We start from the raw sequence: 21,227 nt of genomic DNA on the forward strand, positions 1-21,227 counted from the left end.
TCCGGCGACGACGCGGTTGCCGCGCCTTCGCTGGCCCGTTCCGGCGACGACGCGGTTGCCGCGCCTTCGCTGGCCCGTTCCGGCGACGACGCGGTTGCCGCGCCTTCGCTGGCCCGTTCCGGCGACGACGCGGTTGCGGCGGCGCGTTCGATGGACGGTTCCGGCCGCGACGCGGTGGTGGCGGCGGCGCGTGCGCTGGCCGGTAGGTCGGCCGGGATCGTCGTGGTCAAGCGCGGCGCTCTCGGAGCGCTGGCGTGGAGCGCCGACGGCCCGATGGTCGCACCCGGTGTCTCGGCGACGCCGGTCGACACGGTCGGGGCGGGCGACAGCTTCAACGCCGGCTTTCTGGCCGGGCGCCTGGGCGGCGCCGACCTCGAATCCAGCCTGCGGCTCGCGGCGGCCTGCGGCGCCTTGTCGACCCGGGCCGCAGGCGGCACGGATGCACAGCCAACCCTCTCGGAAGCGAGAAGCGCATGGAACTGACGGATTACACCCCGGTCCCGGCCATCCGCCGGCCCCTGACCCACGTGCCCCGCGCGTCGGCGCCGGCCGTCGACGTGCACAACCACCTCGGCCGGTGGCTCGGCGACGGCGACTGGATGGTCGACCACGTCCCCGCGCTCATCGACCTGATGGACGAGGTCAACGTGCGCACCATCGTCAACCTCGACGGCCGTTGGGATGCCGAACTGGACGCCAACATCGCGCGGCTGGACCGGGCGTACCCCGACCGCTTCCTGACCTTCTGCCACCTCGACTGGTCGCTGTTGCGGGGTCCGGACCCGACCGCCGCGCTGATCGCGAGTCTGCGCCGCGCACGCGATGCCGGCGCCCGCGGTGTGAAGGTCTGGAAGGACCTCGGCCTGACGGTGACCGACGCGAACGGCGCTCTCGTCCTACCCGACGACCCGCGCCTGGCCGACGTCTTCGCGGCGGCCGGCGAGTTGGGCCTGCCGGTACTCATCCACACCGCGGACCCGATCGCGTTCTTCGGCCCGCTCGACGCCACGAACGAACGGTTCGAGGAACTGTCCGAGAATCCCGACTGGTGGTTCGGTGCCCCGGGCTATCCCACCTTCGACCGCCTGATGGCGGCGCTGGAGACCGTGGTGGCGGGCGCACCCGGCACCACGTTCGTCGGGGCGCACGTCGGCTGCGCCGCCGAAGACCTGGCCTGGGTCGACGGCATGCTCACCCGCTACCCCAACTTCCACGTCGACCTCGGCGGCCGGTTGGCCGAGTTGGGCCGGCAGCCCCGGGCCACCCGGCGCCTGGTCCTCGCCCACCCGGACCGCGTCCTGTTCGGCACGGACGCCTTCCCACCGACCCGCGAGGCCTACGAGGTGTATTGGCGCTTCCTGGAAACCGAGGACGAGTGTTTCGAGTACGCCCCGGGTTCGCGCGTGCCGCCCCAGGGGCGCTGGGACATCTCCGCGGTCGGCCTGCCGGAGGACGTGCTGACCCAGGTTTACGCGGGCAACGCCGCCCGATTGCTCGGCCTGCCCGGCTAGATGGATCGGTCCGGGCCGGACCCACCCCGGGACGGCGTTAGGCGGTCAGTTGCCGTAGTGCGGTGGCACGGGCGGTCGCGGTGCGGGTCGCGAGGTCACGGGTTTGGGGGTCGGTGCCTGACGTAAGTTCCTGCTCAGCCAGCCGGTGGCTCTGCTCGAGATAGCCCTCGAGCTGCTCGATGACCGCCCGGTCGAAGGACGGACCGGAGAGGCCGGCCACCCGGGTCACCTCCTCGGGGGGCACCAGGCCGGGCATCGGCATGCCCTCGTGGGGGTTCTCCGCCGGCAGCCCGGCCTGGTCGTGCAGGCTGTGCAAAGTGGACAGCTCGGCCGTGGCGGTGGCTTCGACGTCGGCGCTCAGCTTGGTCAGGGCCGCGTCGTCGCCGCGGGTCGACACGAGGGCCAGCAACGGCAGGACCTGATCGTTCATCGCGATGCTGATCTCGATCCAGGCCAGGTCGGTACCGCCGAAGTTGGTGGTGGCAGCGGGAACCACTTCCGGCGCGGGCGACGCCTCGGGCGTGCACCCGGCGATGGTCGGCAGGAGTGCCATGGCGATGAGGAACGCCACGCGCCGCGAAGCCGTCCCCATGTCTGGACCCTTCGACTGGCGGTGAAGACGTGGGAGTCAGTGCTCGTAGCCGTCGTTGTCGCACTGGCGGCGCCGCAGGACACAGTTCTTGGTGCGCTTGTTCATCGCGTCGGCGTCCCACATCAGGAAAGCGTCGCCGTGCATCGAGGACGCGGTGCGGCCGGTCGGGTCGGACGACAGGTAGTAGCCCTGCGTGGTTCCCTTCACGCCGTACTGGATATCGAACGTCAGGGACGGAATGCGCACCGGGTGGTCGGCCGGGCAGCCCTTGTCGGTCCCGTATGCCACGTGCTTTTTGTGGTCCGGGCTGTCCAGGTGCTCGCCGTCCCAGCAGTCCGGGTATTGCAGCATGTAGTGCAGCGTCGCGTAGCTGTCGGGGTCGCAGATCGGCCAGTTGCCGTTGCTGCTGCGGGCCACGCCGTCGAGGTTTCCGGGGCCGTAGAAGGCGCAGTAGAAATGGCCCCGCGCGCCGCGCGGTGTCGGCACCTTCTTCTTCGCGTCTCCGGCGATCATGCGTAGCCCGGTGGGGATCGGCATCATCCCGGTCGAGTTGGTGCGGATCGAGCGGTAGTAGACCCGGAAGCCGGTGGGCTCGACCGGCTTCTTGGTGGCGGCGTCGTAGAGCGTCGGCACCCAGTAGGACGAGTGGTCCAGCACCGGCTTGCAGGTCGTGGCGGTGAACCTGGTCAGGTCGCCGGCCGTGGTGTCGGCGTCGACCGCCTTGTTGCCGAAGAACGAGTGCATGTGCGACGCACCGGCCAGCCCCGGCAGCACGATCGGGTCGTCCGCGAGGCGGTGGCTGTAGGTGCAGTCGGCCCGGAACTCGGCGATGGTGGCCACGCCGGCCGGCACAGGGTCGACCTTGCGGGCCTGGTAGGCCGCCACCTGCGCGTGCCAGGCGGCCTTGTCGACCGGGATCCAGCCCCCTTTCGGGGTGGCCGGGGGCTTCGCCGAGGTCGAGGCGGCGGGCCGGCCACCGGTCGGGGTCGGCGTGGGCGAGGTGCCGGCGGCCCTGCCAGCCGCCGCCGTCAAGGGTGCGGTCAGCGCGTTGGCGGCGTTCTGCGTCGACGCGGGCTCGGCGCCGGTCAGGTGTATCGCCATCGTTGCGACCGCCACCGCCGCGACGGCCAGACTGCCCCAACGGACGGCACCACCCCGCTTTGTCCGCGTTTCGGGCACGGGCATCTCGGTGTACGACACGGACCGCAGCCTAGGCACGTCGTCACGCTTGGTCCTATGGTCTTAAGAATCTCCTAAACGCGCTTTGGCCGTACGGCGGGAATAACAGTTTTTGCTCGCGACTTTCGGCGGACGACGGGTGGTTGAATGGCCGATCCGGGGGAAGGTGGCGCGGTATGGCGAAATTCCTTTTCACCGCCGCGTACACCGCCGATGGCCTTCGTGGGCTCCTCAAAGACGGCGGGAGCGGCCGGGTCGACGCCGCACGGAAGGCGGCGGAAAGCGTCGGCGGGCGGCTGGAGGCGATGTATTACAGCTTCGGCGACCGAGACGCCTACATCATCTGCGAGTTGCCCGACAACAGGGCGGCGGCCGCGCTGTCGCTCGTCGTCGGAGCCAGCGGCGCCGTCGACACCAAGACCGTGGTCCTGCTGACGGCCGAGGAGGTCGACGGGGCGGCTCAGGCCGCGGTCGACTTCCGCGCACCCGGCGCGTGACCGCTGCCTGCGCTATCCCACATCGAAGAGGGTCAACGGCGCTTCGACGGGTACGGGTTCGGGCAGGCTATCCAGCTCCGGCACCCGGCGTCGCACTTCGTCGTGGAACCGGCGCGCCAACGCGGGCGCGTCGGCGTTGTCGGGCGTATGGATGAACACGGTCGGTGAGCGCCCCTCCCGCAGCCAGCCGGCGGTGATCTCGACCCACCGCTGCCAACCCTCGACGGTGGCGGCGGTGTCGTCGCGGCCGAGGTAGCGGACGATCGGCTGGTCGGTGAGCGCCCTCGTACGCAGTGGCATGCGGGGTTTCTTGGTCCAGGCCTCCCGCTCGGCCGCGCTGGTCGGTGGCTTCGCGAAGAACGCGGTGGTGTCGAACGGGATCCACTCGGCGCCGTTGAGGGCGTGTTCGAGTCGCCGCGGGTCGTGGAAGAAGGCCGGGTGGCGGACCTCCACGGCGTACCGGTAGTCGGAGGGAGGTCTGCGCAGGAACCTGGCGAGGGTGCCGACGTCGTCGGGCGTGAAGGAGCCCGGGAGCTGGACCCAGAGGGCGTGGGCGCGCGGCCCGAGCGGCTCGATCGCGTGGAGGAACGCACTGAGCGGTTCGTCGGTGTCGACCAGGCGGCGCTCGTGGGTGATCACCTTGGGCATCTTGAGGACAAATCGAAATCCCGGGCTGGTCTGGCGCGCCCAGCCCGCGACGGTCTCCCGTGCCGGCGTCGCGTAGAACGTGGTGTTCCCCTCGACGGCGTCACACCATCCGGCGTAATGCCGGAGCCGCTCGTCGGTCTGGGCGGGCTGGAACCGCCCGTGCCACGCCTTGAGCGTCCACATCGCGCAACCCACCTGAAGGCGCATCCCCACACGGTAGGCGAGTCCCCGAAACTTGGCCTTGACGGTTGCCACCGTTACAGCAATAGTAGCCATTGTAACCACTGGTTAGTGGAGGATCTGATGGTCACGCGGCGGCCGAGTTACCTGGACATCGTCGACGACATTCGCGGCCGGATCATCAGCGGCGACCTGGCCCCCGGCGCGACGCTGCCAACCTGCCGGGAGATGTGCCAGACCTACCAGGTCAGCCGCCAGACGATCGGCAGCGCCATGATCGTGCTCCGCACACAGGGCCTGGTCGTCGGCCAACAGGGTCGGGCCGTCTACGTGACGGCGGTCCCGGATCGTCGCCTGCCGACCCAGGCCGCGGGCAACGATCAAACCTGACGCGGTCCCGGGCGCGCCCGTTGTCGCGGGTTTCGAAAACTCGTGCCGGCGGGCCGGTGGCGGCCTAGTCTGCGGTCGGGAGCCGTCATCGGCGGTCGAGGGCAACGGCCGTTTCTCGTCACTGCGGGTTGATCGCCCGCGTCAGGATGAGGAGCGAGAGCTCGTGAGGCTTCCCAAAGCACTACATGCAGTGTGGGCGGTGATCGCCGCCGTGGTTGTCGCGGCCACCGTGCTGGTCGCGTCGCCGGCGCAGGCCGCCTCGTTGACCGAGGTCACCAACTTCGGCACCAATCCCGGCAACCTCCGGATGTATCTCTACGTCCCCAACAACGTCGCCGCCCGGCCGGGGTTGCTGGTCGCCGTGCACTACTGCAGCGGCAGCGGGCCCGCCTTCTACAGTGGAACCGAATTCGCCCGGCTGGCCGACCAATACGGTTTCATCGTCGTCTATCCATCGGTGACCGCGAGCGACGGCTGTTTCGACGTCGCCTCCAATGCCACCCTCACCCACAACGGTGGCAGCGACTCGCTGAGCATCGTCTCGATGACGCGCTACGTGCAGCAGAACTTCAACGCCGACCCGAACCGCACGTTCGTCACCGGTGTGTCCTCGGGCGCGATGATGACCAACGTGCTGCTCGGTGCCTACCCGGACGTCTTCCGGGCCGGCTCCGCCTTCGCCGGGGTGCCGTTCGGCTGCTTCGCCGGGCCGGGCAAGTGGAACAGCCAGTGCGCGCAGGGCCAGCTCACCCGCACCGCCCAGCAGTGGGGCGATCTGGTGCGCAACGCCTACCCCGGGTACACCGGCCCGCGACCTAGGGTGCAGCTCTGGCACGGAACCAACGACGAGACGCTGTCGTACGTCAACTTCGGTGAAGCGATCAAACAATGGACCAATGTGCATGGTCTGAGCCAATCCCCGACGTCGACCGACACTCCGCAATCGGGGTGGACCCGCACCCGCTACGCCAACGGTTCCGGTCAGGTCCTGGTCGAAGCGACCAGCATGGCCAACACCTCGCACAACCTGCCGGTGCAGGCGTCCGCCGCGATCGCGTTCTTCGGCCTCAACGGCGGCGGCCCGACGAACCCGCCCCCGACCACGCCGCCGCCCACCACGCCGCCGACGAGCCCGCCGCCCGGGCCGGGTGGGTGCACCGCCGTGTTCCAGGTGACAAGCTCATGGCAGGCGGGGTACGTGGCCGCGGTGCGGGTCACCGCCGGTAGCAACGGCGTCAACGGCTGGCGGGTCGGCCTGCCGATGCCGGCTGGCACCACGATCGTCAACTCCTGGAACGCTCAGCTGAGCGGTTCGGGCGGCGCGACGCAGGCGACCAACCTCAGCTACAACGGGCGCCTCACCACCGGCGGGGCGACCGAGTTCGGGTTCCAGGCCAATGGCGCTGCGCCGAGCCCCGTACCAAATCTGACCTGCACCGCTCTTTAGCCGGATCCGGCACCGAGGAAGCGCAGGCCGGTGGCACGCGAGCAGTGCCCGGTCTGCGCGTTCCTCGGGTTGGCGAGCACCGTCGCGACGGTCGCCGTCGCCCGGGTGGGCGATCCGGGGTCGGTGACGACCGTCAGGCGGTGAGGCCGGCCTTGAGGGCGGCGGCGATGCGGACGACGCGCTCGGCCTGGTGCCGGGCCGCGTTGCGGGTCTCGTCGCCGACCGGGTCGGTGCCGCCGGCGGTGTGGTGCGAGGTGCCGTACGGGTTGCCGTCGACGAACTTGACCGCGTCGGTGTAGCCGGGTGCCACCACGATGCCGCCGAAGTGGTAGATCGTGTTGTAGAGCGCGATCAGCGTCGACTCGTGGCCGCCGTGCCGGGTCGCGGTGGAGGTGAAGCCGCTGTAGACCTTGTCGGACAGCTTGTTCTGCGACCAGAGCGGCGACAGGCTGTCGAGGAACTGCTTGAGCTGGGCCGCGACGTTGCCGAACCGGGTGGGCGAACCGAAGATCACGGCGTCGGCCCAGTCCATGTCGTCGGGCGTCGGCGCCGGGATGCCGGCCGTGGCGGCGTGGTGGGCGGCCCAGACCGGGTTGGAGTCGATCGCCGACTGGGGTGCGAGTTCGGTCGCCTTGCGGATCCGTACTTCGGCGCCGGCCTTCTCGGCCGCGGCGGCGATCTCGTTGGCGATCTCGGTGCCGGTGCCGGTCGACGAGTAGTAGATGATCGCGAGCTTGACAGGGTCAGACATGGCTCTTCTTCCGCGCTGGGGGGCTTCGTGCGAAATGAAGCCTAGCCAGCCGAGGATGACACGTCACCCTTACGAAGTGGGTGATGCATCACCCTCACGATCGGCGATGTTCTCCAGCACGGCGGCCGAGATGGCCGCGAGGGCGTCGACCTGGCGCGGGCTCAGGGCATCGAAGAACAGCCGGCGTACGAACTCCGCGTGTGCGGGAGCGGCCCGCACGATGGCCGCCCGGCCGGCGTCGGTGAGCGCCACCACGGCGCCGCGGGGCTCCTCGGGACAGGCGCGCCGCTCGACCAACCCCCGCTCGACCATCCGGGAAATCTGGTGTGTGACCCGGGTTTTCTCCCAGCGGAGGAGTTCGCGCAGTTCGAAGACGCGCAGGCAGTTCTCCGGTGCGTCGGACAAGGTGGCGAGCACGCCGTAGTCGGCGACCGAGAGGCCGAAGTTGGTCAGCAGGTGCCGGTTCATCTGCCGGCGCACGTCTTCCTGCACGGTGAGGAAGCCGCGCCAGGCGGCCTGCTCCCGGTCGCTCAACCAACGCGGCTCGGTCATGCCGCCAGTCTAGCTGTTACGGGTGATGGATCACCCTCTTTGGCCTACGAGATCGTGGAAGCGGAGCGCCGGCACGGGCGCTCCGCTTCGCGGAGGTGTGTCAGGCCTGCCCGACGTGCTGCCGCTGGCGGCCCAGGCCCTCGATCTCGAGCTCGACCACGTCGCCGGCGGTCAGGTAGGGGAACCGGCCGGAAAGGGCGACGCCCTGGGGCGTGCCGGTGTTGAGCAGGTCGCCCGGCTCCAGCACGGTGAGCTGGCTGAGCTGGTGGATCAGGGTGGCCACGTCGAAGATCATGTCGGCGGTGGACGAGTCCTGGCGCGGCTCGCCGTTGACCCACGACCGCAACCGCAACGCCTGGGGGTCGGCCAGTTCGTCGGCGGTGACCAGCCACGGGCCGAGCGGGTTGAACGTCTCGCAGCTCTTGCCCTTCGACCACTGGCCGCCGCTCTGCTTGATCTGCAGGTCGCGCTCGGAGACGTCGTTGGCGATCGTGTAGCCCGCGACGTAGGAGAGCGCCTCTTCCGGCGAGTCGAGATAGCGGGCCCGGCGGCCGATCACCACGGCGAGCTCCACCTCCCAGTCGGTCTCCTTGGAGCCGCGCGGGATCAGCACCTGGTCGTCGGGCCCGACCACCGTGTTGGGCGCCTTGTAGAACATGACCGGCTGCTCCGGCGGCTGGGCGCCCGACTCGGCGGCGTGGGCCGCGTAGTTCATCCCGATGCAGAGCACGACGCTGGGCCGGGCGATCGGCGCACCGATCCGCTGCCCGGTCGCGTCGAACGCCGGCAGCGAACCCGCCGCGTGCGCCGCGCGCACCCGCTCGATGCCGTCGCTCGCGAAGAACGCCGGGTCGATGTCGGCGGTGATCCCGCCGAGGTCGAAATACTGACCAGACCCGTCGAGTAGAACGGGACGTTCGGCGCCGGCCGGCCCGATCCGCATCAGTCGCATGCCGCTTCTCCTTAGTTCAGGCGGCGACCAGGCCGCCGTCGATGACCAGCTCGGTGCCGGTGACGAACTCGGCCTCGTCGGACGCCAGGTAGAGCGCCGCCGCGGCCACCTCCCCCGGGGTGGCCAGCCGGCCCATCGGCTGCCGGGCGACGAGCTGGGCGCGGGTCGCCTCGGGATCGTCGGTCGCCGCGAGGAGCCGGCCGACCCAGGGCGAGTCGACGGTACCCGGGCACACCGAGTTGGCCCGCACCCCGGTCCCCGCGTACTGCACAGCGACCTGCTTGGTGAACGCGATCACCGCGCCCTTGCTGGCACAGTAGGCCGCCCGGTCCTTGAGCCCGACCAGCCCGGCGGCCGACGCGGTGTTGACGATGACGCCGCGCCGTTGCCGCAACATGTGCGGCAACGCGTATTTGCAGCCGAGGAACACGCCCCGGGTGTTGACCGCGAAGACCGCGTCCCATTCCTCCACGGTGCAGGCGATCGGATCGGTGACCGAGGAAAGCCCGGCGTTGTTGCACAGCACGTCGATCCGCCCGGTCTCGGCGACGGCCTGCTCGACGGCCGCGCTGACGTCGTCGGCTCGGGTCACGTCGACCTTGAGCGCGGTGCTCCCGGTCGGGCATCCTTCCGGGACGAGGTCGGCCGCGTACACGAAGGCGCCCTCGGCGAGGAAGCGCGTGGCCATCTCAAACCCGATCCCGGACCCCGCACCCGTCACCAGGACTGTGCGTCCCTCGAACCTGTTCACCGCATCTCCTTCCAGGGCCCGGCGAACGTGGTGTCCTCCAGCGCCTCGAGTTCCAGCAACCTGTTCCATTTCGCCGTGCGCTCCGACCGGTGGGTCGAACCCACCTTGATCTGCCCGGCCCGCCAGCCGACCGCGAGATCGGCCACCCACGCGTCTTCGGTCTCGCCCGACCGGGCCGACACGATCGTCCGGTAGCCGGCGTCGCGCGCCGCCCCGACCACTGCCGCCGCCCCGCTGACCAGCCCGTTCTGGTTGGGCTTGACCAGCACGGCGTTGGCCACGCCGGTCGCGACACCGCGCGCCAACCGGGCGGGATCGGTCACAAAAAGATCATCACCAACCAGTTGGACGCGTGACAGGCGGGCTGTCGCCGTCGCCCAGCCGGCCCAGTCGTCTTCGGCCAGCGGGTCCTCGACGGAGAGCACGGGATAGTCGGCGCACCAGGCGGCGACCTCGTCGGTCAGCTCGGCCGCCGACAGCTGCCGGCCCTCGCGGCGCAGGTGGTAAACACCGCCGTCGAAGAACTCGGTCGCGGCGAGGTCGAGCGCCAGGCCGACCCGCCCGCTCAGCCCGGCGGCGTCGATGCCGTCGACCACCAGCTCGAGCGCGGCCCGGTTGGTCGGCAACCGCAACCCGAGCCCGCCCTCGTCAGCGACCAGCGCAGCCGCGGCGTGCCCGCGCCGGCCGGCCAGTTCGGCGCTGGCCGTGCGGACGGCGGCGGCCCACTCGATCGCCTCCCTGAAGCTGGTCGCGGCATGCGGGATCACCAACACGTCTTGGATGTCGATGGCGCTGCCCGCGTGCGCCCCGCCCGAGACGACGTTGACCATCGGCATCGGCAGCAGCAGCGGCCCGTCGCCGGCAAGCTGCCGGGCGAGCGACACGCCGGCCGCGGCCGCACCGGCCCGGGCCGCGGCAACCGACAGGGCCAGGACGGCGTTGGCGCCGACGGTGGCGAACGGCGGGGCGTCAACCGAGAGCAAAGCATCGTCCACACCGGACACGTCGACGCCGATCACCGCCGCCGCCAGAACGCCCTCCACACGGGACACCGCGGTGCGCACCCCGCGGCCGCCATAGCGGGTGCCGCCGTCACGCAACTCGACCGCTTCGTGCGACCCGGCCGACGCACCCGACGGCACGGTCGCGATCGCCGCCGCTCCCCCGTCGAGCACCACCCGACAGGCGACGGTCGGCCGCCCACGCGAGTCGAGCGCCTCCCAGGCCCGCACCTCCCGAACCCGCGTCACCCGCCTGCTCCCGCCGACTCAACCACCGCCCGAAAACCGCCCCTCATCCGGCCGCCTCCCCGACGCCGACCGCCGCTACCCGCCCGAACCACGAACCCGCACGTCCCTTGGACGCCGCTCATCCAGCCATCTCCCCCACCCGACCGGCGCAACCCGCCGACAGATCGCCGCGTTCGCGGCCGCGTAGGCCTGGGGCGCGGGTCATTCGAAGGCATTCCACAGCTCCTCGATCGCCGGGCTGACCGGTGCTGCCAGCGCGTCCGCCGCCAAGGAGCGGACCCGGTCGCGTTCGGCCGGGGTCAGGTAGGTGGCCGGCGACTTGCCGTCGACGCGGGCCAGCAACAGGCACGCGGTGTGCCAGCCCAGACGGGGCGAGGTGACCGGGCCGTACCCGGTCAGGAAGGCCGACGCGGCCGCGCGTAGGGAAGCCGCGGCCGCCGGCCGGTGCGCCGCCTTGAGCAGGAGGTGGCACTGGAGGAAAGCCAGGTCGAAGACCGCGGCGCCGACGTGGGCCACCTCGAAGTCCAGGACCCACACAGGACCGTCGGGACCGACCAGGACGTTCTTCGGTGAGAAGTCGCCGTGTACGAGGCACTCGCGCGCGGTGGTCAGGTCGGTGACGCAGGCGTCGATCGCGGTGGCCAGCGCTGGATGCCGGTCGCGCACGACCCGGTGGAACGGGGCCACCCGTAGTTGCTCCAACGCCTCGTAGTCGGCGAAACGCTCCGCGATCTCCGGGACGCCCGAGGTCTGCCGGTGCCAGGCCGACACGATGCGCCCGAGCGAGAGGGCCACGCCCGCGAAGCGGGCGCCGGACGGGGGCTCGTCGAGCAGCACGCTCTTCCAGGGCTGCCAGCCGGCGGGCGCGGCGGTCATCGTGAGGACCAGGTCGACCGGGTCCACGTCGACCGGTGCCGGGGTGTGCGCCGGGGTGATGCCGTGCAGCAGGGCCAGCGCGGCCGCCTCCGTCAGCAGGCGTTCCGGTTTGGCCAGCCACTCCGTCGCCACCGAGAGGCGGTCCAGCGCCTGTTTGACGACCAGGCGGCGGTCTCCCGCGTAGACGAGCACGACTGTGCCGGAGACACCGCCGGTCAACAGGGTGGCGGTCCCGCCGCCGGTGAGGACCCCCCTCCGCCGCAGGTGGTCTACCGCGTTCGCGACGGTGAGCATCAGTCGGTGAAGTAGTCGGGGTGGTCGTGTCGCAACGCCGGGGCCTGGGCCGCCGCCCGGCGGGCGTGCGCGCGGACCAGGTCGGTGCCGCCGGCCACGTCGCCGCGGTCCAGGGCGTCGACGATCGCACGGTGCTCGGCCAGCAGGTCGCGCAGCGTGCGTGGGTCGGGAAGGCTCAGGCGGCGGACGCGGTCGAGTTGGACCTTCATCCGGACCACCGCCTGCCAGGCGCCGGGGTGGCCGCTCAGCACGAAGATCTGCTCGTGCAGCGCCTCGTCAGCCGCGAAGAACTCGTCCAGGTCTTGGGCTCGCACCGCCGCCCGCTGGCGGTCCAGTTGGCCTCGCAGGGCCGAGACGTCGTCGCTGCCGCAGGCGCCGGCGAACGCCGCCGTCTCCAGGTTCTCGCGGACGAAGCGGGCCTCCTCCACGTCGCGCATCCGGATCAGGGCGACCCGGGTGCCGACCTGGGGCACCACCTGGACCAGGCCGGCGTCGGCCAGGCGGGCGATGGCCTCGCGCAGCGGCGTGCGGCTCACCCCCAGCTGCTCGGCCAGGTCGGTCTCCGACAGCGTGGCTCCCGGGGGCAGGCGCAGGTCTCTGATCGCCGCGGCCAGCGCCGCGTAGACCTCGTCGGAAGCCCGGCCGCGGGTGCGCGGTACCGGCATCAGCATTCGCCGACCTTGGCACACTAGTGCACTTGTATGCAAGCTCAAGATCGGTAGAGCGCCCGGCGCAGGGCTTCCGTGCGTTCCGCGACCGAGCGGCGGCTGATCGCGGCCGACGGGAAGAACTCCCAGCCGTGGAAGGCGCCGGGGAAGACATGCAGCTCGGTCGGCACGCCCGCGCGCATCAGTCGCGCGGCGTAGTCGACGCACTCGTCGCGGAACACCTCCAGTTCGCCCACGCAGACATAGGTGGGCGGCAGGCCGGACAGGTCGGTCGCCCGGGCAGGGGCCGCGTAGGGCGACACGTCCGGACCCCCGGCCAGGTCGCCGAGCACGGCCCGCCAGGCGTAGCGGTTCGACGAAGCGGTCCAGCCCATCGCCGGGTCGTCGAACGCGCCGCTGGACTCGGTGACACCTCGGTCGTCGAGCATCGGAGCGACCAGCATCTGGTACGCGAGCGCCGGACCGTCCTCGTCGCGGGCGCGCAAGGCGGTCGCCGCGGCCAGCCCGCCACCCGCGCTGCCGCCGCCGATCGCGATCCGCGCGGGGTCGACGCCGAGCGCGACGGCGTTGCCGGCGAACCAGCGCAACGCGGCAACGCAGTCGTCGACCTGTGCCGGATAGGGGTGCTCCGGCGCGAGTCGGTAGTCCACCGAAACGGTCACGCAGGGCAAGGAAGCGGTGTAGCCGACCGGGGCCGAGTCGCTCCGTGCGCTGCCGACCAGCAACCCTCCCCCGTGGATCCACAACAAACCAGGCAGCGGTCCGGAAAACCCGACCGGCCGGAACACCCGCACCGGCACCGACCCGGCCATGACATCCGAATGCGTCACCCGGGGGTCGCGCATCGCCTCGGGTTCGACCAGCCACGGCTCGCGAGCAGCCGGCAGCTCGGCGTACGACCGGGCGCTCAGCTCCTCGAACGGCGCATCCAGAGCCGAAAGAAACGCAGCAAGCTCAGGGTCCAGATTGGGATGAAATGTCATGCACCTTCCACCTTCAGCGCGGCGCTCACCACCACCCGGACGTCGCGGAGGTGGTCGGTCATCAACCGGCGGGCCTTCTCCGGGCGCCGGCCGGTCACCGCCGCCAGTATCGCGCCGTGCACCTGATGGTCGTGATCGCGGTCGCCGTAGAGGTCGAGGATGTGCCGTTGCTCCTGGTCGTGCAGGTCGATGAGCGACTCCAGCACCTGGGCCAGCGCCCGGTTGCCGGCCAGCCGGCCGATCGTGCGGTGGAACCCCATGTTGGCCTGGTGCAACCGCTGGTCTTCGGCCAGCGCCTCGGTGGTCCGCGAGAACGCGACGGTCAACTCGGCAAGCTGCGCGTCGGTGGCAAGACGGGCGGCGGAAGCGGCCAGGTGCGGCTCGATCAGTTCCCGCGCCTCCAGCAGGTCGACGATCGCACCAGGGTCGAGAGCCAACCGGTTCGGGTTGACCATGATCAGCCGCGACACGTCGGCCTTCACGTAGACCCCGGAACCGTGCCGAAGTTCGACCGCGCCGGTCGCCTCCAACCGGCGCAGCGCCTCGCGCACCGTCGGCACCGCGACCAGGAAACGCGACGCCAGCTCGCGTGACGATGGCAGCCGGTCACCGGGCCGCAACCCCTCGTCACGGATCTGGGTCAGGATCCGCCCGGTCAGCTCGTCGAGCAGCCGCGGACGGGGCACGGGCGAAGCACTCAAGGACACCGGAAACCTCCACGGCCAAGGGTCCACATTGTCACCCACCGCGAGGGCAGGAGAACAGCGCTATCTCGTGAGCAGACCTCTAGACAGCTAGAGAACAAGTCATCTAGTCTCTTGCACACTTAACGCAACGGAAACAAGAAGGAGCACGCGGCGTGACGGTCGAGGGAACGCGGGCAGACGTCGGTCTACGGCCGAGCCTGTCCGACGCGCTCATCGCCCGGATCGTCGAGCTGATCCGCGCCGAAGGCCTCGGGCCGGGCGACCGGCTGCCCGCGGTGCGGGTGCTGGCGGAGCGGTTCGCCGTTGCCACCCCCACCATCCGGGAGGCCCTGCGCCAGTTGCAGGCCACCGGGGCGATCGACATCCGGCACGGCTCGGGCATGTATGTGCGCGCCGCGCTGGACCGGGTGGTCATCGCCAACCCCAACCCGCCGGCGCTCGGTGGCATCCAGGCCGCGCAACTGCTCGACGCGCGGCTGCTGATCGAGCCCTACCTCGCCGGCCTCGCCGCCCGGAACCGCGACGCGGGGTCGACCGCTCGGTTGCACGAGTTGCTCGACCTGGCCGAACAGCACCTCAACGGCGACGACGGCCAGTTGCACCACGCGAACACCATGTTCCACCTTCAGGTCGCCCTGGCCAGCGGCCACGGCATCCTGCACGAAGTGCTCGACTCGTTGCTCTCGGTGCATGCCGCGGAGCAGCGGGCGATCCTGCACATCTTCGACGACCGGGCCCGCGATCACGAGGAGCACCGGAGCGTCCTAGCCGCCATCGACGCGGGCGACGAACCCCTTGCCCAGCGCCTGATGCGGCGACACCTCGAGGACGTGGCCGACGTCGTACACCGCCGGCTGCCCTCCTTCCGCCAGCCGGCGGACCCCCAACACATCGACGAAAGGTTGGAACGTTGAAACGCTTCCGCCTGGCGATCGCGGCACTGGCCGTGGTCACGTTGGGCCTCACCGCGTGCGGTGGAGGCGACGACGACAAATCCGCCTCCAGCGCGACGGAGGTCAAGCTCTACAACGACAAGGGCGCGTGGAAGACCTACTTCGAAGGCGTCGGCAAGCTCTCGAAGGAGCAGATCGGGCTCGGCGTCACGCCGGTCGGCTACACCGACGAGCCCACCTACGAGGCGTTCATCAAGGCCTCGTTCCGCACCAACAACAAGCCGGACCTGTTCACCTGGAGTACGGGCGGCCGGCTCAAGGAGATCGTCGACTCGGGCCAGGTGGCCGACACCAGCCAGCTCTGGAGTGACGCGATCGCCAGCGGCGACGTGTCCAAGGAACTCGAGCCGTACTACACGATCGACGGCAAGCAGTACTGCGTGCCGGCGAACGTCTCGTACTGGGTGATGTTCTACAACAAGAAGGTCTTCACGGACGCCGGCGTGCAGCCGCCGACCAGCTGGGCCGACCTGATGTCGACGGCCGACAAGCTCAAGGCCAAGGGCGTCACGCCGTTCTACCAGACCTCCGTGCTGTTCAGCTTCGTCTGGTTCCAGCAACTGCTGATCGGCTCCGACCCGCAGCTCTACAACGACCTGGCGACGGGGAAGGCGAAGTTCACCGACCCCAAGGTGGTCGCGGTGATGCAGCAGTGGAAGGACATGGAGGACAAGGGCTACTTCAGCGACCCGGGCAGCAAGGACCAGCCCGAGGTGATGCTCAAGTCGGGCAAGGTCGCGATGGGGCTCTTCGGCACCTGGTTCAACACCAACATGACCACCCAGGGCATGAAGCCGGACAGCGACTACGGCACGTTCGTCGTGCCCAACGTGACGCCGAGCCTGCCGAACACCACGGTGGCGTTCGAGAGCGGCCCGCTGTGCTCGCTGACCAAGGCGCCGAACCCGGACGCCAGCAACAAGTTCCTGAAGTGGTGGATGGGCGCCGACGCGCAGGACCAGTGGGCCAACAGCCGCGGCGACGTCTCGGCCAACCCGAAGGTCCAGATCAAGGACCCCGGCCTCAACCAGCTCAACAAGGAGGCCGGTGAGGGCAAGTACACGCTGGCCAACCGCTACTTCGAAGCGGTGCCGCCGGCGGTGCTGACCGCCTCGCTGGACGGCTTCGGCGCCTTCATGGTCGACCCGGGCAGCTACCAGAAGCAGCTCGAGACCATCCAGAAGGCGTCCGACGACTACTGGAAGTCGAACTGATGACGGCGACGACGAGCACCGGCCCCCAACGGAGCCGGAGGATAGGCACCGGCTGGAGTGCGCTCGGGTTCATCTCGCCCGCGGTGCTCGTCGTCGCCGGACTGCTCTACGCGCCGTTCCTCTACACGGTGTTCTACAGCTTCACCGACTACGACGGGCTCACCTCGCCCAAGTGGGTGGCGCTGGACAACTTCAAGAAGTTCCTGGACGACCCGGCGCTGACCACCTCGATCCGCAACACGCTGTTCTGGGTGGTCGGCACCACCATCGTGCCGGTCGCGATCGGCCTGCTGATCGCCCTGCTCAGCTACGGGATCAAGGGCGGCACGGCGCTGCGGTTGCCGTTCATGCTGCCGTACGCCCTCTCCGGTGCCGGCCTGGGTGTGATCTGGGGCTTCATCCTGCAGAGCGACGGCGCGGCCAACGACCTGCTGCACTTCCTGCACCTGCCGGGTGCCGACATCTCGTTCCTGCAGCAGTCGCCCTACAACACGATCGCGATGATCGTCGCGATGACCTGGCAGCAGAGCGGGGTCAACGCGCTGCTGTTCCTGGTCGGCCTGCAGTCGATCCCGACGCAACCGCTGGAGGCGGCCCGGCTCGACGGCGCCGGCGGCTGGAAGATGTTCCGGCACATCACCTGGCCGCTGCTGGCCCCGCTGACCACCGTCGTGGTCGGACTGTCGCTGGTGGCGAGCCTGAAGACCTTCGACATCGTCTGGGTCACCACGCAGGGCGGTCCCGGCCGCTCGTCGGAGACGCTCGCCGTGACCATGTACCGCGACGCCTTCGTCTCCAGCGACTACGGCTACGGATCGGCCGTGGCACTGGTGCTCACCCTGGTCACCGGCGCGGTCACGATCGCCTACCTGCGCTTCCAGATCCGCGGACAGGAGAAGCTGCGATGAAGGAGAGCAAGCTGGGCTGGGTGGCCCGGCGCGGCACGCTGGCCCTGCTCGGGCTGATCTGGCTGATCCCGGTCTACCTGTTGCTGGTCAACGCCTTCAAGTCGACCGACAGCTACGACGCCGACAAGATCTGGGTGCCCGACAAGAGTTTCGGCCTGTTCGCCAACCTGCGCGACGCCTGGGACACCGTGGGGCTCGGCCAGAGCATCGCGAGCACCGCGCTCTACAGCGTCACGGGGCCGGCCCTGGCCGTCGTGATCGGCGCGATGGCCGGGTACGCGATCGTCGTGCTCCGCCTGCGCGCCGGCTTCTGGTGGTTCCTGCTGCTCTTCGGCGGCACCGTGTTCCCGACCCAGATGCTGCTGATCCCGCTGTTCCTCGGCTACAGCTGGGCCGACCTCTACGACCGCCGGGTCGGGCTGGTGCTCATCTACACCGCGGTCAGCATCCCGCTCGCCGCGTTCGTGATGCGCAACTTCTTCACCGGCGTGGCCTACGAGATGTTCGAGGCGGCCCGGGTGGAGGGCGCGTCGACCTGGCACATCTTCCGGAAGATCTATTTCCCGCTGGCCCTGCCGGCGCTCGGCGCGGTCTTCATCCTGGAGTTCGCGTTCATCTGGAACGACCTGCTCTTCGGCCTGACGCTCTCGCAGAGCGATCCGGTGCGGCCGGTGATGACCGCGCTGTCGGCGCTGTCCAGCGCGTACGCCGGAAGCTCGGTGCCCGTGCTGCTCGCCGCCGGGCTGGTCATGTCGTTGCCCACCGTCGCGGTCTTCCTGGCCGCCCAACGGATGTTCGCCCGGGGCCTGGCCCTGGGCCAGTTCTGAGAACCTTAGGAAGGACAGCATGACCAGCCGTTTGCTGCGCGCCCGACTCGGCTCGCCTGGCTATGAGGACATGCGCGCGACCCTGCGGGCCGCGGGCACCGCGACCGTCGCGGAACGCGATGGCGTGACCGTGACGGCGGCCGCCCTGCCGCTGTTCCGCGACGACAACGAAGGCGGCCTGCGCCAGGCGGTGCGGGTCACCGTGCAGGGCGGCGACGGAGGCACCGCGACGCTCGCCGACGGCGACCGGATCTTCGACGCCGGCACGGTCGAGGACGGCCGGATCGACCTCTGGCTGCCCGAGGTGACCGAGCCGCGCGAGGTGACCGTCGAGGCCGCCGGCCTGTCCGGCCGGTTCACCGTCGAGCCGCAGCGCAAGTTCACGGTGCACGTCATGCACCACTCGCACCTCGACATCGGCTACACCGACCGGCAGGGCGTGGTGCTCCGGCACCACCTCGACTACCTTGACTCGGCGGTCGAGCTGTCGACCAGCACCGACGAGTGGCCCGACGACGCCAAGTTCCGCTGGACGGTCGAATCGGCACTGCCGGTCAAGCGCTGGCTGGAATCGCGCGACGACGCCGCCGTGGCCCGCTTCATCGAGCTGGTCAAGCAGGGCCGCATCGAGGTCACCGCGATGCCGTTCCAGCTGCACACCGAAGCCTGCTCGGTGGAGGAGCTGCACCGGATGCTGCGCTTCACCGACGAGCTGCGGGACCGGCACGGGATCCCGGTCACCTCGGCGATGCACACCGACGTACCCGGCGCGGTGGTCGGTTTCGTCGACGCGCTCGCCGCGAGCGGTGTGCGCTACCTGTCGGCGGCGCACAACTGGGCCGGGCGCTCGGTGCCGTTCCTGACCGGCGGCCAGGAGCTGGGCCGGCCGTTCTGGTGGAAGTCGCCGGCCGGCAACCGGGTGCTGGTCTGGTTCACCGACAGCTCGCACGGCATGGCCTACATGGAGGGCAACGTCGTCGGCCTCGCGGAGAGCTTCGCCGCCTCGGTCGACCTGCTGCCCGGCTACCTGCATCAGGTGGCCAACAAGCCCGTCCCCTACGGTTCGGAGGCGTTCGGCTGGAGCGTGCTCGACGTCGAGGGGCTGACCAAGAAGCCCTACCCGCACGACCTGCTGCACCTGCGGGTGCAGGGCGGCAACGCCGACAACGCGGGCCCGTCGATCCTGCCGCCGTCGATCGTGCGGGCCTGGAACTCCTCGTACGCGTACCCGAAGCTGCGGATGGCCACCAACAGCGAGTTCTTCGAGGAGGCGCAGCAGCGCTTCGGCGACAAGATCGAGGAACACGAGGGCGACTGGACCGACTGGTGGGCCGACGGCCTGGGCTCCGGCGCGCGGCCGCTGGGCTACGCGCGCAAGGCCCAGCACGCGGTGCGGCACGCCGAGACGCTGCACCAGCTGGCCGGCGCGGCCGGTGAGGCGGCGCCCGCGGTCGAGGCGATCTACGAGAAGCTCGGCCTGTTCGACGAGCACACCTGGGGCGCCGCCAACCCGTGGCACGACCACGAGGACGGCTTCGACTCGGGCGGCATGCAGTGGGCCCGCAAGTGCGAGATGGCCTACTCGGCCGCCGACGACGCCGAGGACCTGCGGCGGGCCGGCGCGCACCGGCTCGGCGCCCGGTTCGCCGCGCCGAACGGCACGCTGGCCGCCTACCTGGTGACCAACCTGGGCCACACCGACCGCACCGACCTGGCCACCGTCTTCGTGCCGGCCAGCACGGTGCCGTTCGAAGACTCGCTGTCCATCGTGGACTCGCGCAGCGGTGCCGTGGTGCCGCACCACGAGGAGGAGCAGAACCCGATCGACTGGCCGACCCGGCCGGGCGGGCGCTGGGTCAGCTTCGTGGCCACCGACGTGCCGGCCACCGGCCACGTGCGGTTCGACGTCGTCGCCGCGACCGAGAAAGCGCCGAACGCGATCGACCTCGGCCAGACCTGGCAGGTGCAGAACGAGTTCTACCGGGTCGACGTCGACCCCAGGCAGGGCACGATCGCCTCGGTCTTCGACAAGCGGGCCGGGCGTGAACTGGTCAACCAGGACGCCTATGCCGGCCTGAACCAGTATGTCTACGACAAGTACTCGACCGCACCGCACATCAACCACCTGACCGGCCACATCGAAGCGACCGACGAGCACCTCACGCTGCTCGGCGGCCGGTCGATCGGCCGGCGGCCGTCGATCGTGCGGGCACAGCGCACCGCCGTCGGCGAGACGCTGGAGATCGAGCTCGACGCCGAGGGAACCGGCTGGCTGCGCACCACGATCACGGTGACCTACGGTGTGCCGCGGGTCGACATCACCAACCGCATGGAGAAGAACGGCACGCCGGCCAAGGAGAGCGTCTTCTTCGCGTTCCCGTTCGCGCTGCCGGCACCGGTGGCGTGGGAGCTGACCGGCGGCGTCGGCGGCCCCGAGGTGCCGACCGTGCCGGGCGCCGCGCAGCACATGACACCGATCCGGCACTGGGTCGCGTTCGACGACGGCGAGCTGACCGCCGCGTGGGCGACGCTGCAGGCGCCACTGACGATGTTCGGTGACCTGTTCCTGCCGTACGCGCCCTTCCCGCCGACCGTGAAGCCGGAGCCGGCCGAGCCCGGCACCGTCTACTCCTGGGCGCTCAACAACATCTGGGACACGAACTTCCCCGCACAACAGCAGGGCGAGACCACGTTCCAGTACGCCATCGCGTCGCGCTCGGGTGCGGACCCGCGCGAGCTCGGCGCGGCTGCCGCGGCGGGGCTGGCCGACCCGTTCGTGGCCGCACCGGTCACCGGCGGGGCCGAGGCACCCCCGGCCCCGCCGGTGCACCGCTGGGCCACCGTCGACCACCCGCTGGTGAGGGTCGCCGGCTTCGGCCCGTCACGGCGCGGCCACGACCTGGTCGTCTACCTCGCGTCGACAGCCGCCGAGGAGGTGACCGTCACCCTCGGGGTCGAGAACCTGACCGCGGCCGCGGTCGGCACCAGCCTGGAGCGAGACCAGGTGGCGCTGGACGTGACCGACGCGAGCACCAGAGTGCCCGTCCCGGCGGGCGGTTTCGTGGCCGTCTCGATCGACCGGTCGGAGGCCTGACCG

22 protein-coding genes are annotated in these 21,227 nt (G+C 70.4%); 10 read left to right on the forward strand and 12 right to left on the reverse strand.

The window, feature by feature from the left end:
- On the forward strand, nucleotides 1-483 hold a 483-nt coding region (locus tag AB0J74_RS31770), incomplete at its 5' end, for a PfkB family carbohydrate kinase (RefSeq protein WP_363454533.1).
- Nucleotides 474-1,511 (forward strand): amidohydrolase family protein, encoded by a 1,038-nt coding sequence (locus tag AB0J74_RS31775; protein ID WP_363454535.1) that lies wholly within the window; start codon nucleotides 474-476, stop codon nucleotides 1,509-1,511. The genes AB0J74_RS31770 and AB0J74_RS31775, both read left to right, overlap by 10 nt.
- 37 nt (nucleotides 1,512-1,548) lie before the next feature.
- Here the strand turns inward: AB0J74_RS31775 and AB0J74_RS31780 are convergent, their stop codons facing one another.
- Nucleotides 1,549-2,103, reverse strand: a complete 555-nt coding sequence (locus AB0J74_RS31780) for a DUF305 domain-containing protein (protein WP_363454537.1) — start codon at nucleotides 2,101-2,103, stop codon at nucleotides 1,549-1,551.
- Between the two features lie 36 nt (nucleotides 2,104-2,139).
- Entirely contained in the window at nucleotides 2,140-3,303 is a 1,164-nt protein-coding gene (locus tag AB0J74_RS31785; protein WP_363454539.1) for a DUF1996 domain-containing protein, read from the reverse strand.
- A gap of 155 nt (nucleotides 3,304-3,458) precedes the next feature.
- Here AB0J74_RS31785 and AB0J74_RS31790 point away from each other — a divergent pair, with 155 nt between their 5' ends.
- Complete coding sequence (locus AB0J74_RS31790) at nucleotides 3,459-3,779, forward strand: GYD domain-containing protein (protein ID WP_363454541.1); 321 nt, start codon at nucleotides 3,459-3,461, stop codon at nucleotides 3,777-3,779.
- A gap of 12 nt (nucleotides 3,780-3,791) precedes the next feature.
- On the opposite strand, the gene AB0J74_RS31795 is transcribed toward AB0J74_RS31790, so the two are convergent.
- A complete protein-coding gene (locus AB0J74_RS31795) occupies nucleotides 3,792-4,610 on the reverse strand; it encodes a DUF72 domain-containing protein (protein WP_363454682.1) in 819 nt (272 codons plus the stop codon).
- A gap of 120 nt (nucleotides 4,611-4,730) precedes the next feature.
- Between AB0J74_RS31795 and AB0J74_RS31800 the strand changes: the two genes are divergently transcribed.
- Both AB0J74_RS31800 and AB0J74_RS31805 read left to right on the forward strand, forming a co-directional pair.
- Complete coding sequence (locus AB0J74_RS31800; RefSeq protein WP_363454543.1) at nucleotides 4,731-4,997, forward strand: winged helix-turn-helix domain-containing protein; 267 nt, start codon at nucleotides 4,731-4,733, stop codon at nucleotides 4,995-4,997.
- Nucleotides 4,998-5,196: 199 nt separating this feature from the next.
- Nucleotides 5,197-6,444 (forward strand): PHB depolymerase family esterase, encoded by a 1,248-nt coding sequence (locus AB0J74_RS31805; RefSeq protein WP_363454545.1) that lies wholly within the window; start codon nucleotides 5,197-5,199, stop codon nucleotides 6,442-6,444.
- Nucleotides 6,445-6,577: 133 nt separating this feature from the next.
- Here AB0J74_RS31805 and wrbA read toward each other — a convergent pair whose 3' ends face one another.
- The 9 genes from wrbA to AB0J74_RS31850 form a co-directional block, all read right to left on the reverse strand.
- On the reverse strand, nucleotides 6,578-7,195 hold the full coding sequence (gene wrbA, locus AB0J74_RS31810) for an NAD(P)H:quinone oxidoreductase (RefSeq protein ID WP_363454547.1): 618 nt from the start codon (nucleotides 7,193-7,195) through the stop codon (nucleotides 6,578-6,580).
- Between the two features lie 69 nt (nucleotides 7,196-7,264).
- Nucleotides 7,265-7,747 carry a MarR family winged helix-turn-helix transcriptional regulator gene (locus tag AB0J74_RS31815; protein WP_363454549.1) on the reverse strand — a complete coding sequence of 161 codons (483 nt, stop codon included), beginning with the start codon at nucleotides 7,745-7,747 and terminating at the stop codon, nucleotides 7,265-7,267.
- A 100-nt stretch (nucleotides 7,748-7,847) separates the two neighbouring features.
- Entirely contained in the window at nucleotides 7,848-8,699 is an 852-nt protein-coding gene (locus AB0J74_RS31820) for a fumarylacetoacetate hydrolase family protein (RefSeq protein ID WP_363454551.1), read from the reverse strand.
- A 16-nt stretch (nucleotides 8,700-8,715) separates the two neighbouring features.
- Nucleotides 8,716-9,450, reverse strand: coding sequence for a glucose 1-dehydrogenase (locus tag AB0J74_RS31825; RefSeq protein ID WP_363454553.1), 735 nt, complete (start codon nucleotides 9,448-9,450; stop codon nucleotides 8,716-8,718).
- Complete coding sequence (gene eno, locus AB0J74_RS31830; protein ID WP_363454555.1) at nucleotides 9,447-10,700, reverse strand: phosphopyruvate hydratase; 1,254 nt, start codon at nucleotides 10,698-10,700, stop codon at nucleotides 9,447-9,449. The genes AB0J74_RS31825 and eno overlap by 4 nt, the downstream gene beginning before the upstream one ends.
- Nucleotides 10,701-10,901: 201 nt before the next feature.
- Entirely contained in the window at nucleotides 10,902-11,870 is a 969-nt protein-coding gene (locus AB0J74_RS31835) for an aminoglycoside phosphotransferase family protein (protein ID WP_363454557.1), read from the reverse strand.
- Nucleotides 11,870-12,541 (reverse strand): GntR family transcriptional regulator, encoded by a 672-nt coding sequence (locus AB0J74_RS31840; RefSeq protein WP_363454559.1) that lies wholly within the window; start codon nucleotides 12,539-12,541, stop codon nucleotides 11,870-11,872. Before AB0J74_RS31840 ends, AB0J74_RS31835 begins: the two co-directional genes overlap by 1 nt.
- Nucleotides 12,542-12,579: 38 nt before the next feature.
- Nucleotides 12,580-13,521 carry an alpha/beta hydrolase gene (locus AB0J74_RS31845; RefSeq protein ID WP_363454561.1) on the reverse strand — a complete coding sequence of 314 codons (942 nt, stop codon included), beginning with the start codon at nucleotides 13,519-13,521 and terminating at the stop codon, nucleotides 12,580-12,582.
- Nucleotides 13,518-14,207, reverse strand: a complete 690-nt coding sequence (locus tag AB0J74_RS31850; RefSeq protein ID WP_363454563.1) for an FCD domain-containing protein — start codon at nucleotides 14,205-14,207, stop codon at nucleotides 13,518-13,520. Before AB0J74_RS31850 ends, AB0J74_RS31845 begins: the two co-directional genes overlap by 4 nt.
- Before the next feature lie 173 nt (nucleotides 14,208-14,380).
- Here AB0J74_RS31850 and AB0J74_RS31855 point away from each other — a divergent pair, with 173 nt between their 5' ends.
- Genes AB0J74_RS31855 through AB0J74_RS31875 form a run of 5 tightly spaced genes read left to right on the forward strand, consistent with a single transcriptional unit; the run spans nucleotide 14,381 to nucleotide 21,224 of the window.
- The gene (locus AB0J74_RS31855; protein WP_363454565.1) at nucleotides 14,381-15,142 is read left to right on the forward strand and encodes an FCD domain-containing protein; all 762 of its coding nucleotides are present in this window, start codon (nucleotides 14,381-14,383) and stop codon (nucleotides 15,140-15,142) included.
- Nucleotides 15,139-16,395 carry an extracellular solute-binding protein gene (locus tag AB0J74_RS31860; protein WP_363454567.1) on the forward strand — a complete coding sequence of 419 codons (1,257 nt, stop codon included), beginning with the start codon at nucleotides 15,139-15,141 and terminating at the stop codon, nucleotides 16,393-16,395. The genes AB0J74_RS31855 and AB0J74_RS31860 overlap by 4 nt, the downstream gene beginning before the upstream one ends.
- The gene (locus tag AB0J74_RS31865; protein WP_363454569.1) at nucleotides 16,395-17,303 is read left to right on the forward strand and encodes a sugar ABC transporter permease; all 909 of its coding nucleotides are present in this window, start codon (nucleotides 16,395-16,397) and stop codon (nucleotides 17,301-17,303) included. The genes AB0J74_RS31860 and AB0J74_RS31865 overlap by 1 nt, the downstream gene beginning before the upstream one ends.
- Nucleotides 17,300-18,130: a carbohydrate ABC transporter permease gene (locus tag AB0J74_RS31870; RefSeq protein WP_363454571.1), complete on the forward strand. Its 831-nt coding sequence runs from the start codon at nucleotides 17,300-17,302 to the stop codon at nucleotides 18,128-18,130. Before AB0J74_RS31865 ends, AB0J74_RS31870 begins: the two co-directional genes overlap by 4 nt.
- A gap of 19 nt (nucleotides 18,131-18,149) precedes the next feature.
- Complete coding sequence (locus tag AB0J74_RS31875; protein WP_363454573.1) at nucleotides 18,150-21,224, forward strand: glycoside hydrolase family 38 C-terminal domain-containing protein; 3,075 nt, start codon at nucleotides 18,150-18,152, stop codon at nucleotides 21,222-21,224.
- Nucleotides 21,225-21,227: the final 3 nt, after the last annotated feature.

This window comes from Asanoa sp. NPDC049573, assembly GCF_040676615.1.
Lineage (GTDB): Bacteria > Actinomycetota > Actinomycetes > Mycobacteriales > Micromonosporaceae > Asanoa.